11 protein-coding genes and 2 tRNA genes are annotated in these 16,805 nt (G+C 56.5%); 10 read left to right on the plus strand and 3 right to left on the minus strand.

Features of this window, described 5'->3' with window-relative positions:
- The first annotated feature begins 107 nt into the window (after positions 1-107).
- Genes JN414_RS12165 through JN414_RS12175 form a run of 3 tightly spaced genes read left to right on the plus strand, consistent with a single transcriptional unit; the run spans position 108 to position 3,872 of the window.
- Positions 108-1,586: a paraquat-inducible protein A gene (locus JN414_RS12165; protein WP_202208113.1), complete on the plus strand. Its 1,479-nt coding sequence runs from the start codon at positions 108-110 to the stop codon at positions 1,584-1,586.
- Complete coding sequence (locus JN414_RS12170; RefSeq protein WP_202208114.1) at positions 1,583-3,253, plus strand: intermembrane transport protein PqiB; 1,671 nt, start codon at positions 1,583-1,585, stop codon at positions 3,251-3,253. Before JN414_RS12165 ends, JN414_RS12170 begins: the two co-directional genes overlap by 4 nt.
- A gap of 4 nt (positions 3,254-3,257) precedes the next feature.
- A complete protein-coding gene (locus JN414_RS12175) occupies positions 3,258-3,872 on the plus strand; it encodes a membrane integrity-associated transporter subunit PqiC (RefSeq protein WP_202208115.1) in 615 nt (204 codons plus the stop codon).
- A gap of 79 nt (positions 3,873-3,951) precedes the next feature.
- Here JN414_RS12175 and nusG read toward each other — a convergent pair whose 3' ends face one another.
- The 3 genes from nusG to JN414_RS12190 form a co-directional block, all read right to left on the minus strand.
- Positions 3,952-4,482, minus strand: coding sequence for a transcription termination/antitermination protein NusG (gene nusG, locus JN414_RS12180; RefSeq protein ID WP_046900219.1), 531 nt, complete (start codon positions 4,480-4,482; stop codon positions 3,952-3,954).
- Between the two features lie 9 nt (positions 4,483-4,491).
- Complete coding sequence (gene secE / locus JN414_RS12185; protein WP_232309136.1) at positions 4,492-4,746, minus strand: preprotein translocase subunit SecE; 255 nt, start codon at positions 4,744-4,746, stop codon at positions 4,492-4,494.
- Between the two features lie 62 nt (positions 4,747-4,808).
- Positions 4,809-4,885 (minus strand) — tRNA-Trp (locus JN414_RS12190).
- A 174-nt stretch (positions 4,886-5,059) separates the two neighbouring features.
- Here JN414_RS12190 and JN414_RS12195 point away from each other — a divergent pair.
- The 7 genes from JN414_RS12195 to JN414_RS12225 all read left to right on the plus strand — a co-directional run bounded on the left by JN414_RS12195 (position 5,060) and on the right by JN414_RS12225 (position 16,687).
- Positions 5,060-5,133, plus strand: a tRNA-Gly gene (locus tag JN414_RS12195).
- Between the two features lie 505 nt (positions 5,134-5,638).
- Positions 5,639-6,211: an ATP synthase F1 subunit delta gene (gene atpH, locus JN414_RS12200; RefSeq protein WP_064274294.1), complete on the plus strand. Its 573-nt coding sequence runs from the start codon at positions 5,639-5,641 to the stop codon at positions 6,209-6,211.
- The gene (atpA, locus tag JN414_RS12205) at positions 6,211-7,746 is read left to right on the plus strand and encodes a F0F1 ATP synthase subunit alpha (protein WP_046900218.1); all 1,536 of its coding nucleotides are present in this window, start codon (positions 6,211-6,213) and stop codon (positions 7,744-7,746) included. Before atpH ends, atpA begins: the two co-directional genes overlap by 1 nt.
- Positions 7,747-7,755: 9 nt before the next feature.
- Positions 7,756-8,643 carry a F0F1 ATP synthase subunit gamma gene (locus JN414_RS12210; RefSeq protein ID WP_046900217.1) on the plus strand — a complete coding sequence of 296 codons (888 nt, stop codon included), beginning with the start codon at positions 7,756-7,758 and terminating at the stop codon, positions 8,641-8,643.
- Positions 8,644-8,664: 21 nt separating this feature from the next.
- On the plus strand, positions 8,665-10,128 hold the full coding sequence (gene atpD, locus JN414_RS12215) for a F0F1 ATP synthase subunit beta (protein WP_099213283.1): 1,464 nt from the start codon (positions 8,665-8,667) through the stop codon (positions 10,126-10,128).
- A gap of 5 nt (positions 10,129-10,133) precedes the next feature.
- The gene (atpC, locus tag JN414_RS12220; RefSeq protein ID WP_046900215.1) at positions 10,134-10,550 is read left to right on the plus strand and encodes an ATP synthase F1 subunit epsilon; all 417 of its coding nucleotides are present in this window, start codon (positions 10,134-10,136) and stop codon (positions 10,548-10,550) included.
- Between the two features lie 125 nt (positions 10,551-10,675).
- A complete protein-coding gene (locus JN414_RS12225; RefSeq protein ID WP_202208116.1) occupies positions 10,676-16,687 on the plus strand; it encodes a DUF4011 domain-containing protein in 6,012 nt (2,003 codons plus the stop codon).
- Positions 16,688-16,805: the final 118 nt, after the last annotated feature.

The raw sequence follows: 16,805 nt of genomic DNA on the forward strand, positions 1-16,805 counted from the left end.
AATGCTCTAAAATGGGTCTACCATCCGGCATCAGATCCTGATGCGTGGGCCACTTCGTGCTGGCTGCACTGTCTTATGGCGGCTCCATGCGTTAGGTTAGGAGCGTCATGACTGACCGTTTTCATAAACGTCTTTGGCAGAATGCCGTCAATCTTTCCCGGAGCCCGCAGCGCCCACGTGCGGCGTTGCATGTCGTGGAAGGTCTGCACGAATGCTCTGTCTGTGGGTTGTTCCAGAGAGTTCCGGAACTCAAGCCGGGTTTCCTGGCTGAGTGCGAGCGATGTGGTGCGCAGATTGTGCGGCGGCGCAAGACCTCTGTCATCGGAGCGCCCGCTGCTTTCTGTGTGGCTTCAGCAGCGCTCTATATTGCTCTTTTGATCAGCCCCCTCATGACGCTAAATGTCTATGGGCGTGAGAACACGGTTGCCCTGATGTCTGGTCCTATCGAGCTGGCGCATCAGGGCTACAACACCATGTCTTTCTTGGTTGGACTGACAACTCTGGCCATGCCGGGGATTGTCATTGCTCTGATGGGAGCTGTGCTGTACGGCGCATCTCGTCCCCATATGCCGGATTGGACCCCAAGACTTTTGACCTGGTATGACCGCCTTCGGGGCTGGTCCATGGTGGAAGTCTATGTCCTGGGCGTTCTGGTTGCCTATACCAAGCTGGTTGATCTTGCTCTCGTTGATTTGCAGCCAGGGGTATACCTGCTGGGTGGCCTGATGCTGACGATGGCTGCCATGGATTCCACCTTCGATGATGACCTCATTTGGAATAACCGCGATTTGCGGAAGAGGGTGGATGGTCATCGCGGGCGTGTTCTGGATGTCACCCATCTGGATGCCCATGAAGACGCGCTTCCTCCTGTTGAGCACATGCTCTCCTGTCACGCATGCGGACTGGTGGTCGCCTTCGATCACCCTGTCTTGCAGGAGGCTGATATGGGAGATTGTCCGAGGTGTGACCAGATTCTGCGGCGGCGTAAAAGGCAGAGCCTCGCATCGGCAACCTGTCTCCTGATTGCAGGCGTTATTTTCTACATCCCGGCCAACATGTTGCCGGTCATGACCTACACAAAGGTAGGCTCGGGGGCGCCCAGTACAATTATCAGTGGTGTTATCGAGCTGTGGCAGGCTGGGATGGTGCCTCTGGCCCTGCTGGTTCTGTTCGCCAGCATTACCGTTCCGGTGCTGAAAATTCTGGCCCTGAGCTTTATGATCATCAGCACAAAGCTGCGGTCCCGGTGGCAGTTGCCGTTGCTTGGGAAGCTCTATCGCATGGTGGACATTATTGGACGTTGGTCGATGATCGACGTTTTTATGATCTCTATTCTCTGTGCGGTCGTACATTTTGCCTTTCTGGCCAATGTCGCTGCCGATCCCGGAATGATTTGCTTTGCACTGGTCGTGATCCTGACCATTTTTGCCGTGGAACTGTTTGACCCTCGGTCAATGTGGGATGCGGCCGGTCTGAACAGCTCCGTCCCTACGGATGCGGCGGGCCGTACTCTTCCTGACAAGCGGGCACCTGATGGCCCCGTTCCTTCTTCTGATACCTCTCATATGGAGCCTGAAAGCGCGTGAGCGATTCCCGAAATGATCGCGGGCAGCAGCCGGCCTTTCCGGAGGAAGCTCCGGTACGCCGAACCCGCTTCTCCCTGATCCTGCTAATTCCGGTTCTGGCCATTCTGATTTCTGGCTGGCTGGCCTGGAAGCATTTTGCCACGCGTGGACCCGAAATCACGATTACCTTCGATACAGCGGATGGCCTGACCCCTGGCCAGACTCAGGTCAAGAACAAGGCCGTGACGTTGGGTACGGTTCAGGAAATTACCCTGAGCCGTGACATGCGCCATGTGAGCGTCAAGGTTCAGATGAACGCAAATAGTGCTCATATCCTGACGGACAGCACACGCTTCTGGGTCGTGCGGCCACGTATTAATGGTGCAAGCATTACCGGGCTCGATACACTGATTTCCGGTGCCTATATTGCCATTGATCCTGGAACATCCGGACAGCACTATCAAACCGAATTCCGCGGCCTTGAAGCTGCTCCTGGCGTTCGTTCTGATCAGCCTGGAACAACATTCTGGCTTGTGTCGCCAGCTCTGGGCTCACTGGGCGAGGGAGCTCCTGTCTTCTTCCGGGATGTGCCTGTTGGTGATGTGCTCGGTTATACCATGCCGCCAGGCGGCGAGGGGCCGATCGTTGTGCAGGTCTTCATCAAGTCTCCATATGACCACTACCTGCGGACCGACAGCCGCTTCTGGAATGTCTCGGGTATTCAGGTTGGGCTTGGTGCGGGTGGTCTGAAGGTTCAGATGCAGTCGCTGCAAGCGCTGTTTTCCGGCGGGGTGGCGTTTGGCCTGCCGGATAACCGAAATGCCATTAATGCTCCGGTCGCGCCTGCAAACTCAGTTTTCAAGCTCTATACCAGTCAGGCTGACGCAGAGAGTGCCCGGTATCATCAACGTCTTCGTGTCGTGACGTATATCGACACGTCCGTGAAGGGGCTGGCTGTCGGAAGTCAGGTCAGCCTGTTTGGCTTGCAGGTTGGTACGGTTACGTCCGTAAAGCTGCAGATGCCCTCTCCGCAGGCGCACCCGAAAGTGCGTGTGGAAATGCAGATCGAGCCTGAGCGCATGATGCCGGAATGGAATGAAAGCCAGCTTGCGCGCGCCAAGGAATACCTTGCGGCGTTTGTGGCCAATGGTCTGCGCGCTTCTGTGCAAAGTGCCAGCTTCCTGACGGGTGAGTCTCTGATCGGCCTACAATTCGTGAAGAACACGCCACCTGTCGCCATGACGTATGAGGGTGACATAGCAGTACTGCCCAGTCAGCCAGGTGGCATGGATGGGATCATGGAATCTGTTTCCACCATCACAGACAAAATTGCCGCGATGCCGCTTACGCAGATTGGTGAGCACGTTAATGACCTGATCGCTCATGCGGATGGTCGTTTGAACAGCCGTGAGGTGACGCAGTCTCTGGTTGCCCTGCGTAATTCTCTCCAAAATCTGGACGCCTTGAGCAAAAACGCAAATCAGCATCTTCCAGAGCTTATGACTGCGCTGCAAGGAACTCTGACCAACGCCCAGACTCTTCTGGGGGCCTACGGTGGAGATACGGATTTCCATCGTAGCCTTCAGGGTATGATTACACAGATGACGCAGATGGCGCGCTCGCTGCGCTTTCTGACGGATTATCTGGGACATCACCCATCAGCACTCATTACAGGCCGCAGGAACTGACCCCATGGCAAAATATTCGTCTTTTCGTATGCGCCTTTTGTCCGTGGGATGCATGGTTGGTTTATCGGCTGCTCTGGCAGCCTGTAGCAGTGACCCCACCCTTTATACGCTGTCACCCATATCTGGAGCGGCTCAGGGCGGTGGACCAGTCGTCGTAGAGGTCCGGACGCCTGTTGTCCCTTTGCGTCTCGATCGGGATACGATCGTCCGGCAAAATCGGGATTACCAGACCAAGCTGGCTACGGGTGATAGCTGGAGTGAAGCGCTTCCCGATATGATTGCTCAGACGCTCACGACTGATTTAGCGCAGCGTCTTCCGGGCACGGCGGTCGTGTCACAAGGAGATGCGGTGACAACAACCCCGACAGCTTACGTAGAGGTGACGATTCGGAACTTCGAAGCTGATTCAGTGGGGCGGGCCTATATCACGGGGGCAGTGTCTGTTCACCCTGCGCAAAAAATGATTGGTCCCGTTTTGACTGAAGCGTTTGCCTGGCAATCTCCTGAGAGTGCGCAGCTTAATACCGGTAAGCTGGTGGCATCTCTCAGTCAGGGGCTGTCCGTTCTCGCGGATCATGCGGCTTCCCGGCTGCGATCACTTCCCTCCACAAGCCGGTAAGAGGGACTACTTGAGGCAATAAAAAAAAGGCTCCCAAATGGGAGCCTTTTTTTTATTCATATCGTCTCAGCAGAAGAGATTAGAGCTTCTCAACCTGCGTGAAGTCCAGGTCCACCGGGGTCGAACGACCGAAGATGGAAACGCTGACCTTGAGACGCTGACGTTCTTCGTCCACTTCCTCGATCATGCCCGTAAAGGACGTGAACGGGCCGTCTGCAACGCGGATCTGCTCGCCGATCTCGAAGGTGAGGGCAGAACGTGGACGTTCCACACCTTCCTGAGCCTGCTTCATGATCCGGTCTGCTTCTGCAGCCGTAATCGGGGTTGGGCGATTACGCGTTCCCAGAAAGCCGGTGACCTTGGGGGTGTCCTTGACGAGATGCCATGCATCATCTGTCAGTTCCATCTTCACAAGAACGTAGCCCGGGAAGAACTTGCGCTCTGAATTGACCTTACGGCCCCGGCGCATTTCCGTCACGTCTTCAGATGGGACAAGGATCTGCTCGAAATGGTCAGATAAGCCCTTCTGTGCAGCCTGCTCCTGAATGTGGCTCGCGATCTTTTTCTCGAACCCGGAATAGACATGCACAACATACCAACGTTTTGCCATGCTGCGGACCTAGCCTCCAACGCCAAACAGCTCGCGGACGCCCAGGCCAATGACCTGATCCACGATGAAGAAGAAGATGCAGGTCACGGTAACCATGGCAAGCACCGCACCCGTCGTAATGAGGGTGTTACGACGTGTAGGCCACGTAACCCGCTTGGCTTCGTTGCGCACGTCTTTGATATACGTGCCCAGATTGAAGCCGGATCCGTTTTTATGAGGCGCCGTCTTACGCGACTCGTCTTTCGGGGTAGTGACCGACACCATCGTCCTCGAATCAAATGAAAATCCGCGTCCCGGTGCCGGAAAAGCTATCCGGTAAAGCGGGGTGGCAGGGGCGGAGGGTCTCGAACCCACAACCTTCGGTTTTGGAGACCGACGCTCTAGCCAATTGAGCTACGCCCCTATCATCGGGGGTACCACAAAGACTGTGATACACCAACGACAGTGGGGCGGAAAAGATAATGTTCAGAGATGAAAGTCAAGTACCCATAAGCATCTAGGTTCATATTTTTCATTTCTGGCATTCCCCCTCTTGCGAGGATGCTGAGGAATGGAGTATGACACCGGCAACCTAAGGGCGGGCGTAGCATAGTGGTAATGCAGTAGCCTTCCAAGCTTCTGAGGAGGGTTCGATTCCCTTCGCCCGCTCCAGCAGGTTCCCCAAAAAAACTGATCCAAGCGACTAATCAGAGCTGGGTATTTCGTATGTGCCTTTTCTGCTCTGCCAAGCGTCTGGCCGCAGTTCCTGTGAGCTGATTGCATACTCCGCAACTCTCTTGCTCGATGCCCGGCGTTTTATCTCTGCCTGAACACAGTCCCCAATGATTGTGAAGCACTTCCGCAAAATTGTAGAAATTCTGAGCTCTCCCTGACAGCAGCAGGCTGGCATGCGCGCTACTGTTTTTGGGAATGAAGAATTTGCCTGCAAAGAGCAGTGTTACGCTGAAAAATTTAGTTGTGCGGTAAGGTTGTAGCTCTGCCTCGGTTGCACTGGATCATGGGGACGTGCTAGAGGCGGCGCCAAGTGGAGGACCGGGTTCAGACGAATCCTGCGTAGGGTCGTGTGTGCCTGAATCCCAACGGATTTGGAAGCAAGGGACCGGATAAGCCGGTTCCGGCCGCATCCTGCGGCGGAAAAGTGAGACGGAACACGCGTGTGACGGTGACACAGGTGCCGCAGATGGGACCCACAGGTGGCTTGGCTCAACGCTATGCCCGAGCGCTTTACGACTATGCCTCAGAGCAGGGAGCGCTTTCTGATGTGCTGGCTCAGGTTCGGGGACTTCGCGATGCGATTTCCCAGAGTGCTGACCTGCGGACGTTCCTTGCGGACTCCCGCCTTGATGCGCATCGTTCAAGCAAGGTAGCTGGTGCCCTGACCGAGAAACTCGGTTTCGGAGATGCCGTCCGTCGCTTCGTCGGCGTGATTGCTGCTAACCACCGTCTTGCTGATCTCGCTTCTATTCTAGATGGCGTGCTGGCCCTTGATGCGAGCCTCCGCGGCGAAACCGTTGCAGAAATCCGCTCCGCTCAGCCTCTTACTGACATGCAGCGCAGCCAGCTTCAGGGCCGTCTGGCCGAAGCGGGTTACAGCCGCGTGTCCATGATCGAACGTACAGATGCCTCCCTGATTGGCGGCATGACTGTACGTGTCGGTTCTACATTGTTTGATACTTCGATCGCCGGGCGCCTGACTCGCCTGCAGAACGCCATGAAGGGAGCCGCGTGATGGATATCCGTCCCGCTGAGATTTCGGACATCCTCAAGCAGCAGATCGCGTCTTTCGACAAGGTCGAGACCGTTTCCGAGACGGGCACGGTCCTGTCGATTGGTGACGGCATTGCTCGTGTTTACGGCCTGACGAATGTCATGGCTGGCGAAATGGTCGAGTTTGAAGGCTCTGGCCTCAAGGGCATGGCGCTGAACCTCGAAGCCGACAACGTCGGTATCGTGATTTTCGGTGATGGCGACGAAATCCGTGAAGGTGACACGGTTCTTCGCACGAAGTCCGTTGTTGAAGTTCCGGTTGGCAAGGGGCTCCTTGGTCGCGTTGTTGACGGCCTTGGTAACCCGATCGACGGTCGTGGCCCGCTGACGGACGTCGAATATCGCCGCGCTGAAGTGAAGGCTCCGGGCATCATGCCACGTCAGTCGGTCAGCGAGCCGATGCAGACGGGCATCAAGGCCATTGACGCTCTGGTGCCGATCGGGCGTGGCCAGCGCGAGCTGATCATTGGTGACCGTCAGACCGGTAAGACGGCGATCCTGGTTGACACCATTGTGGCCCAGAAGCCTGTCAATGCCGAAGGCGACCCGAAGAAGTCTCTTTACTGCATTTATGTTGCAGTTGGTCAGAAGCGCTCCACGGTTGCAAACCTGGTTCGTACGCTGACGGAGCAGGGCGCGATGGAATATTCCATCGTCGTTGCCGCCACGGCTTCTGATGCTGCACCAATGCAGTATCTGGCTCCCTACACGGCTTGCGCCATGGGTGAGTACTTCCGTGACAACGGCATGCATGCTCTGGCTTGCTACGATGACCTGTCGAAGCAGGCTGTTGCATACCGTCAGATGTCACTGCTGCTGCGCCGTCCGCCGGCACGTGAAGCTTTCCCGGGTGACGTGTTCTATCTGCACTCCCGTCTTCTCGAGCGTGCAGCCAAGATGTCTGATGCCAACGGCGGTGGCTCTCTGACGGCTCTGCCAGTCATCGAGACGCAGGCTGGTGACACGGCTGCATACATCCCAACCAACGTGATTTCCATCACCGACGGTCAGATCTTCCTTGAGACGGACCTGTTCTACAAGGGTATCCGCCCGGCTGTGAACGTCGGTGGTTCTGTGTCCCGTGTGGGCTCGGCCGCTCAGATCAAGGCGATGAAGCAGGTTGCTGGCAAGATCAAGCTTGAGCTGGCTCAGTATCGTGAAATGGCTGCGTTCTCGCAGTTCGCTTCCGATCTGGATGCTGCAACGCGCAAGCAGCTTGATCGTGGTGCACGTCTGGTCGAGCTGCTGAAGCAGCCTGAGACGTCCCCGCTTCCGGTTGAAGAACAGGTTGTTGTTCTTTTCGCTGGTACCCGTGGATATGTTGATCCGATCGCCGTGGATAAGGTTGTGGCCTACGAGGCTGCACTGCTGACGGAAATGCGTGGCGCTGGCGCCGGTATTCTGACGGCCATCCGCAACGATCGCCAGATCAAGCCGGAGACGGAAGGCAAGCTCAAGGAGCTGCTCGAAGCTTTCGGTAAGCGCTTTGCAGCCTGAGGATAGTCCATGGCTTCGCTGAAGGAACTGCGCGGTCGGATCACGGGCGTCAAATCGACGCGCAAGATCACGAACGCCATGAAAATGGTCGCAGCATCCAAGCTGCGACGCGCCCAGTCCCAGGCTGAGGCGGCTCGTCCCTACGCCGAGGCCATGGGCCGCATGATGGCGGAACTGGCAGCGGCAAGCCGCGGCGCTGACGCGTCCAGCCTGCCGACGCTGCTGGGCGGTACGGGTAAGGATCAGGTCCATCTTGTTGTGGTCCTGACTTCGGATCGTGGTCTGGCGGGTGGCTTTAACGCCAACATCGTTCGGAGTGCGCGTCAGCTGATCCGCACACTGCGGGATGAGGGCCGGACAGTGCGTCTTCTGCCGGTTGGCCGTAAGGGTGCTGATATTCTTGCAAAGGAATATCCGGATCTGGTGGTTGAGCGCGTGGCAGGGACGGAAGGCCGTGACGTCGGTTTCGACAAGGCTGAGTATGTGGGCAAGAAGATTGTCGCCATGCTTGAAGCCGGCGAGATTGATCGCTGCACGCTGATCTACAACCGCTTCGTCAACGCGATGACGCAGATTGCCATCCAGCTCCCGCTGGTGCCTCTGTCCGTCGCGGAAAATGACAATGCGGCGCCTGCCGAGGCTGCCCAATACGAATTCGAGCCCGATGAGGCTACGCTCCTGGCCAATCTTCTGCCACGCAATCTTCAGGTGCAGATTTTCTCTGCCCTGCTGGAGAGTGCAGCAGGTGAGCAAGGTGCACGGATGACGGCTATGGACAACGCGAGCCGGAATGCCAGCAAGGCAATCGACCGTCTGTCCCAGAAGTACAACCGTACGCGCCAGGCCAACATTACCAATGAACTGATCGAGATCATCTCCGGCGCAGAAGCCGTTTGAGATCACGCAGGAGACGAACCGATGTCTGAGACTCTTAACCCTTCTGCCCCGGCTGCAAATAACGTCGTCGGCCGTGTCACGCAGGTGCGTGGCCCGGTTGTTGACGTGCAGTTCGAAGGCGATCTTCCGTTTATCCTGAACGCCCTTCATGTTCAGAACGGCGATCACACGCTTGTTCTGGAAGTTGCACAGGAAATCGGTGAGCGTCAGGTCCGCTGCATTGCCATGGACACGACGGACGGCCTGAGCCGTGGCGCTGAAGTCCGTGACACTGGCAAGCAGATCATGGTTCCGGTTGGCCCGGCTACACTTGGTCGTATCCTGAACGTCATTGGCGAAGCCATTGACGAACGTGGTCCGATCGTTAGCGACAAGTATTTCCCGATCCATCGCAAGGCTCCGTCCTTCGAGGAGCAGGCTGCTGCGTCCGAAATTCTCGTAACAGGCATCAAGGTCGTTGACCTTCTTTGCCCGTACCTGAAGGGCGGCAAGATTGGCCTGTTCGGTGGCGCAGGCGTTGGCAAGACCGTTATTATTCAGGAACTCATCAATAACATCGCGAAGGCACACGGTGGCGTGTCCGTGTTCGCAGGTGTGGGTGAGCGTACCCGTGAAGGTAACGACCTGTATTTCGAAATGCAGGACGCTGGCGTTATCAAGATCGCTGAAGACGGTTCCACGGAAGGCTCCAAGGTTGCTCTGGTCTATGGCCAGATGAACGAGCCGCCGGGAGCACGTGCCCGCGTTGCTCTGACGGGTCTGTCACTCGCAGAATACTTCCGTGACGAAGAAGGTCAGGACGTTCTGTTCTTCGTGGACAACATCTTCCGCTTCACGCAGGCTGGTTCGGAAGTGTCCGCTCTGCTGGGCCGTATTCCTTCCGCCGTGGGCTATCAGCCGACGCTGGCAACGGAAATGGGTGCCCTTCAGGAGCGCATCACGTCCACCAAGAAGGGCTCCATCACGTCCGTTCAGGCCGTGTATGTTCCTGCTGACGATCTGACCGATCCGGCGCCTGCTGCGACCTTTGCTCACCTTGATGCCACGACGGTGCTGAACCGTTCGATCGCAGAAATGGGCATCTACCCGGCTGTTGACCCGCTGGACTCCACGTCCCGCTCGCTTGACCCGAAGATCGTCGGTCAGGAACACTACGACATCGCTCGTAAGGTTCAGCAGACGCTTCAGACCTACAAGGGTCTGCAGGACATCATCGCGATCCTGGGCATGGATGAGCTGTCTGAAGAAGACAAGAAGATCGTTGGCCGTGCACGTCGCATCCAGCGCTTCCTGTCCCAGCCGTTCCATGTGGCTGAAGTGTTCACGGGCGCACCTGGCAAGCTGGTTGCTCTGGAAGACACGATTCGTTCCTTCAAGGCCGTTGTAAACGGTGAATACGATCACCTGCCAGAAGGCGCGTTCTACATGGTTGGCGACATTGACGAGGCCATCGCCAAGGCCGAGAAGATGAAGCAGGAGGCCTGATCCTGATGCCCCTACGCATCGAGATCGTCAGCCCGGAAAAGCGCCTTGTTGACCGTCAGGTCGACATGGCGGTGGTCCCGGGCATGGAGGGCGATATTGCAGCCATGCCGGACCGTGCACCGCTGATGCTTCAGCTGCGTGGTGGCGTCGTGGCCCTGTATGAAGGCGACAAGATCGTCGACCGTTATTTCGTGGGCGGTGGTTTCGCAGATATGGGCGCAGAGCACTGCACCATTCTGGCAGATTCTGCTCAGCTCATGAGCGAGCTGTCTGCGGATGATGCCCGTGATCGTCTGCGGGATCTGGAAACCACATGGGCCCAGATCGAGCCGAACGATACTGATGCGCATGACCGTCTCAGCCGTGAAATCCAGAGCGTTCGCGCTGAACTGGAAGCTGTTGAAGGTCCTGCTTCAGTCTGAGGCTGAACGCAGCATCTATGAAAACAGGAAGAACCCACCCGGTCAGTTGACTGGGTGGGTTTTTCTTTGTCCGCAAGCTTCCTGTATGCTGCCGTCCAGACTTTACCAAGTGATGGTGGCGCGTAATGACGGACTCTTCTCCTGACACAGAAATTATGTCCGAGGGCGTTGATCTCGCCCCTGTAGAGGCAATCGAATGTGCAGGGGATGTAATAGATGCAGAGCGGGAAGAAGGCGCGACATCTGAACCAATTGCAGAAGATATCGTCGAGCTGACGGTTGTCGTCCGGGAGAGCGTCAGTAGTGCTCTCTGGGAAAACAGCGTCCCAGTTTTGCTTGAGCTTGCGGTTCGTAATCTTGCAGATCGGGATCTCTCAGATGTTGAGATTACGCTGCATTCCAAGCCCAGTGTGCTCCGAACAACCTCCTGGCGAATTCAGTCTCTCGGAATGGGACAGTTTCGGGCGTTAGAGCGCCTCGATGTGGAACTGGATGGCGCCTATCTCGCCTCGCTGAGTGAAGCAGCGCGCGCTGAAGTTCATTTTACAGTCTCGGAGGTACAGCCCCATGGTGCGCGGGCAACGCTTCTCGAACGCGTTCTTCCTCTGACTGTCCGCTGCCGGAGCGAATGGGGCGGATTACAGGGGCTGCCCGATCTGCTTGCTGCCTTCGTTCTACCGAATGATCCTGCTGTCGCAAAAATTCTCCGTTCAGCTTCTCTTCTTCTACAGCAGGCCGGCCACAGTGGCTCATTGGAAGGATACCAAGGCGGTCGAAAGCGGGCGTGGGAACAGGCACAGGCGATCTGGTGCGCAATCGCTGGCTTAAACATTACGTATGTCAGTCCCCCGGCCTCTTTTGTGGAGGCTGGCCAAAGGGTGCGTCTTCCCACTCAGATTGTGGAAGACCGACTGGCGACTTGTCTGGATACAGCCTTACTGTTTGCGTCCTGCCTAGAAGCCGTTGGCTTGCGGCCATTACTGATCATGCTCAAAGGCCACGCGTTTGCTGGTCTATGGCTATCTCGAGAGCAGTCTGGAACCTCAGTCATTCAGGATCTGCCTGGACTGCGGAACAGGGTAGCCCTTGATGATGTCTGTGTGTTCGAGACAACGCTTGTAACGGCAGCGTCTTGCCCGGATTTCGCAAAGGCATGTGAGCGTGGGCTTGCCCAGCTTCAGGATGATGGTGAAGCCTCGAAATTTGAAGAGGTCATAGACGTCCACCGTGCCCGACTGCGCCGCATTCGGCCGTTGTCATCGCTTTTGCCTAATACTGATCCGGCCGAGAGCGATGATGTAGAGACTTCTGCCACGCCTCAGTTGAAAGCAGCGCCTGATCTCCGGGAAGAACTCGGAGACCATGAAAACGAAGAGACACCGGAATCCCGTTTGGATCGCTGGTGTAAGCGGCTACTGGATATTTCAGGCCGAAGCCGCCTTCTGAACCTGCCACGCTCTGAAAAGCAGATCATCGAGATCTGCTGTGCAGATCCGGGAAGGTTGGAAGACCGTCTGGCAGAAATGCGGGGAGGGGAACGGAAACCAGCGCTCAGGCTTCGAGCTCGTCCCGAACTGATGGATGGGTCTGACCCGAGGAGTGCTGTGCTCCATCAGCAGCGTCATCATGACGATCAGCACAGGGCTATTGCCGCAGAGGCTCTGGAGCACGGTGAACTGCTGGTTGCCCGGGATGAAGCTGGCTTACAGTCCGCTCTTACAGAAATCTATCGCAAGGCGCGTGCGGCTGCGCAGGAAGGAGGGGCAAACACACTTTTCCTGACTCTGGGAGAACTTGTGTGGGAACCTCGTGGGCGGGATCGCAAGACGAGAGCCCCATTGATTCTGGTCCCCGTTATTCTGGAACGTAGCAGCATTAACGCTCCATTCCGCTTGCGCGCCCATACAGACGAAAGTCGGGTGAATGGCAGTCTTCTGGAAGTTCTTCGGCAGGATTTCGCCATGCGGTTTCCTGAACTGGAAGGAGAGCTTCCTCAGGATGAGGCTGGCTTGGACGTTGCGCGCATCTTTGACATTTTCCGTGCAAAAATCCGCCAGCTCCCGCAATGGGAAGTGCAGGAACGTGTCAGCCTGACCACCCTCTCTTTCGCCAAGTTCCTCATGTGGAAGGATTTGCAGGAAAGACGGGACGCGTTGCGTATTAACCCGGTTGCCAGTCGTCTGCTGGATGGGGTTTTAGAAGCTGATAGCACCGGAACTGGCTTCTCCACGGCCTTGTTCGAGGAGCAAAAATCGCTGGATAACGCTCTGGATGAGGCTTCCCTGCTTTGTCCCATGGAAGCTGACTCGTCCCAATTGACCGCCGTTGCCCGGGCGGCGGCGGGTGAAAACTTTGTCCTGATCGGTCCGCCGGGAACCGGCAAAAGCCAGACGATTGCCAATATCATCGCTGATACGCTGGGACGGGGTAAGACGGTCCTGTTCGTCGCAGAAAAAAGAACTGCGCTGGAAGTCGTACGGAATCGTCTGCGTTCTGTAGGGCTGAGTGAGTTCTGCCTGGATCTGTTTTCGCCTCAGGCTGGGCGCGGCGCAGTTCTGGAACAGTTTCAGCAGGTTCAACTGGTCAGGGAAGAGTTTTCAACAGCAGAATGGACCTCGGCCCAAAGCCGTCTGATGGCAGTCCGCCAGGATCTGAATGCCTATGTGCAGGATCTGCATAAGCGGTGGAGCAACGGATGGACTCCCTATCAGGCCATAGGCGTGGTTCTGGAGGCTGATCGTAACGGCACTTATCCGCTTGCTCTGAAATGGTCAGCTGCAGACGCCCATGCTGAAGCAGACTGGGAGTCGCTTAAGAATGCGGCCAGTCTGTTGGCGGGACTCTATGAGCGCTTCGGGCGGGATGCCCTGTCGCCTCAGTTGTCGGGAATAGAGCAGGAAGAGTGGACGTCTCGCTGGCAGGATCAGATCCTTCAGCAGAGTCAGGCCTTGAGAGGGCAGATCGATGTGCTGTCTCAAGCAACGGATGATCTGTGCCGCGTACTGGGTTTGACTGGAACTGACCGATCATTGGCCCAGCTCCATCGGCTCCAGTCGTTCTGCGCTCTGTTGTATCGGCCGGAAGCGGCTTGGGGGGCGTGGGTCCTTTCCGAAGATGCGCAGGACAAGGCTCAGGTTGTTCTTGCAGAAAAAGAACGGATTGCACGTCATTGCACTCTGGAGCAGGGGCTGGCTGTGCGTTGGAGTGATGCGAAAACACTCCCGTTGGATGACTTGCATCGTGAGTGGAAAGACTCCGAAGACAAATGGCTTCTTTCGCGCAGGAGTGCTCAGAAAGCTGTACGCCGCCGACTTGAAGCGAGTGCGAAAGGCGTCTTGCCGGACGATTTGAGTGATGAGCTGTCCCGGCTTCTGGAGCTGTCTGCGCTCGAACGCGACCTGAAGGGAGTATCTCATAGAGAGGTTGTCGGTTCTCTCTGGAGTGATGTGACGACCGATTTTGGCAAGATCGAAGCCGCTCTGCTTTGGGGAACTGAGATTCGCACGGCATTGGCAAGCTGCGTCCCGGATCTCGCAGGATTGCTTTCTGTGAGACGGCAAATCCGAGAGCTGCTTACAGAAGGGCGTGATCTTCTTGCAGAGAGTGGGCCGGTAGGTCTGAAAATTACGGGGTTCAGGAAGGCACTTTCGGCTGTTGAGGAAAGCCTGAGCCTTTTGGCCGACCTGGCGGGAAGTCCTCTTCTTGCAATCGAGCCAGATGGCGAAGACTGGCTGCTGCGTTTGTCTCAACATCTGACTGGCTGGCTTGAGCAGGGTAAAAATCTGCGGGACTGGTGTGCGTGGCGAAAGGCCTGTCATACAGCTGAGCGTCTGGGACTGGGTCCGTTAGTAGAGGCGCTTGTGGCAGAGCGCGTGGCTCCGAAAGATCTTCAATCTGTTTTGACTGTCGCTTACGCCCGATGGCGGTTGGCAGCCGCTGTTGATGAGCAGCCACGACTGCGCGGTTTCGTTGCCGCGGCGCATGAAGAACAGATCGAGCGCTTCAAGACGTGGGATGGTGACGCTGCCAGTCTGGCAGGGCGTCTGATTCGGGCAAGGCTCTCAGGTAATATTCCCGCTCAGGACGTTCGACGGCTGGACTCACAGTATGTGATGATTCATCGTGAAGCGCAGAAGAAAGCCCGGCATATGCCGATTCGGCAGTTGGCTGCTGCTGCACCACGGGCGGTGAGAGCGCTTACGCCCTGCTTCATGATGAGCCCTCTTTCCGTAGCGCAGTATCTTCCCCCAGATAGTGAGCCGTTCGATCTGGTCATTTTCGATGAAGCCTCGCAGATCCCGACATGGGATGCCATCGGGGCCATCGGACGTGGCCGACAGGTGATCGTGGTCGGAGACCCCAAGCAGCTACCGCCGACCAGCTTCTTTGCACGAAGTGAGAATGAGGACGAAGACGGCGAACTCTGCGATATGGAGTCCATTCTCGATGAGTGTCGTGCGGCTGGTGTGCCGGAAATCACGCTGAAATGGCACTATCGCAGCAGGCACGAGAGCCTGATCGCGTTTTCCAACAGTCAGTATTATGGCGGCGATCTCATCACGTTCCCCTCGAACGTGACGCAGGATCGAGCTGTTTCTTTCCAGTTTGTGGAGGGTGGCAACTACCAGAGAGGTGGCAGCAGAACCAATCCCGCAGAAGCCAGAGCTGTTGCGGATGCTGTTGTAAGGCATTTGAAGACTGCCGGAGAGAAATCCGTTGGCGTCGTAACGTTCAACGGAGAGCAGCAGACACTGATTACTGATCTGCTGGAAAAGGCCCAGATGGAGGATTCCTCGCTGGTGCCGTTCTTTAGCGAAGAGTGCCCGGAACCTGTCCTGATTCGGAATTTGGAAAATGTGCAGGGCGAAGAGCGGGACGTGATGTTCTTTTCCCTCACCTATGCGCCGGAGCTAAAAGGGGCGCCTTACGTTTCGTTTGGGCCGTTGAATCGTGCGGGCGGTGAAAGACGCCTCAACGTCGCTGTGACGCGGGCGCGTGAAAAACTGGTTGTTTTTGGTTCCCTGCGCGCTGAACAGATCGATCCGTCCAGAAGCTCTGCAGAAGGTGTACTGCATCTTCGGAAGTTCCTGACTTTTGCAGAGCACGGTGCAGGTGCACTTGCTGGTTTGCATCAAGGGTCAGTCGGAGAAGAAGAAAGCCGCTTTGAACTCGAAGTCTCGGCGTTGTTGCGTCAGCGCGGATGGGATGTTCGTCCCCAGATAGGTGTCTCCCGCTTTCGGATTGATCTGGGCGTGGTGGACCCGGACATGCCCGGAAGCTTTCTTGCGGGCGTCGAGTGCGATGGCGCGACTTACCATCGCAGTGCCACCGCGCGTGATCGCGACAGACTGCGTCAGGCCGTTCTGGAAAATCTTGGCTGGGTGATTTTCCGTGTTTGGTCGACTGACTGGTGGCTGAATGCGAACCGCGAGGTGGAACGTCTGGATCAAGTCCTAAAGCTGAGATTGGAAGCCGTACGAGAAAGCCGACTTAGTCTTCCGGTCGAGGAGCCAGATACTGAGGTCCAGGAAGTGCCGGAGACTGAAAGCGCTTTCGTAGAAGAGCCATCTCTCTACGCGGGGTTTGTCCCTCATGACACGAGCGCTGCTGTGCCTGCTCCCTATATTCCGGAGGACGATAGTGAAGAGGCATTATCGGCACAGCCCGATGCGGCGCGTTTCACAGATGATGACTATCTGCCGGTTCTGCAGTCTCTGATTCAGCAGGCTCTTTGTGAGAAGGGGGTTCTGCATGAAACGGCCCTGATCCAGAAAATCGCGAGACAACATGGTTTCGCGCGGGCGGGACGACAGATCCGGGAGCGAGTTCTCACAGCCATCCCTGATGGCGTGGGAAAAACTACCGAAGACGCTGGAACCTTCTTTTGGCAAACAGAAGACGTTGTCTGCGATCCTGAGAGCGTCTTGAAGCGAGACTCTGGAGAGAGTGTTGATCCTGCTCAGGTTCCGATGTCGGTTCTAATGGCCTTGGCCAAGGAGCAGCAGGACAAAGGGCTTGGAGAAGAAGAGGGTATCGGAGAGATGCGAAAAGCCTGCGGATTAGGGCGTGTCGGGGCGGCGAGCAGGCTGCGTTTCCACGACGCATGGCTTTCTGCGGCGGCAAACATAGAAAACTAAGGAAAAAGGGACGCCAGATGATTTTTCTGGCGTTTTTTTTGATTTTTTTAGTTTTGTTTTGTGAATGGAAAGTGTGTGTAAGGGGGAAAAGTGTAGGAAATCTGTGGGTTAGTTGTGT

Source organism: Gluconobacter sp. Gdi, assembly GCF_014132155.1.
In the GTDB taxonomy this organism is placed as follows: domain Bacteria; phylum Pseudomonadota; class Alphaproteobacteria; order Acetobacterales; family Acetobacteraceae; genus Gluconobacter.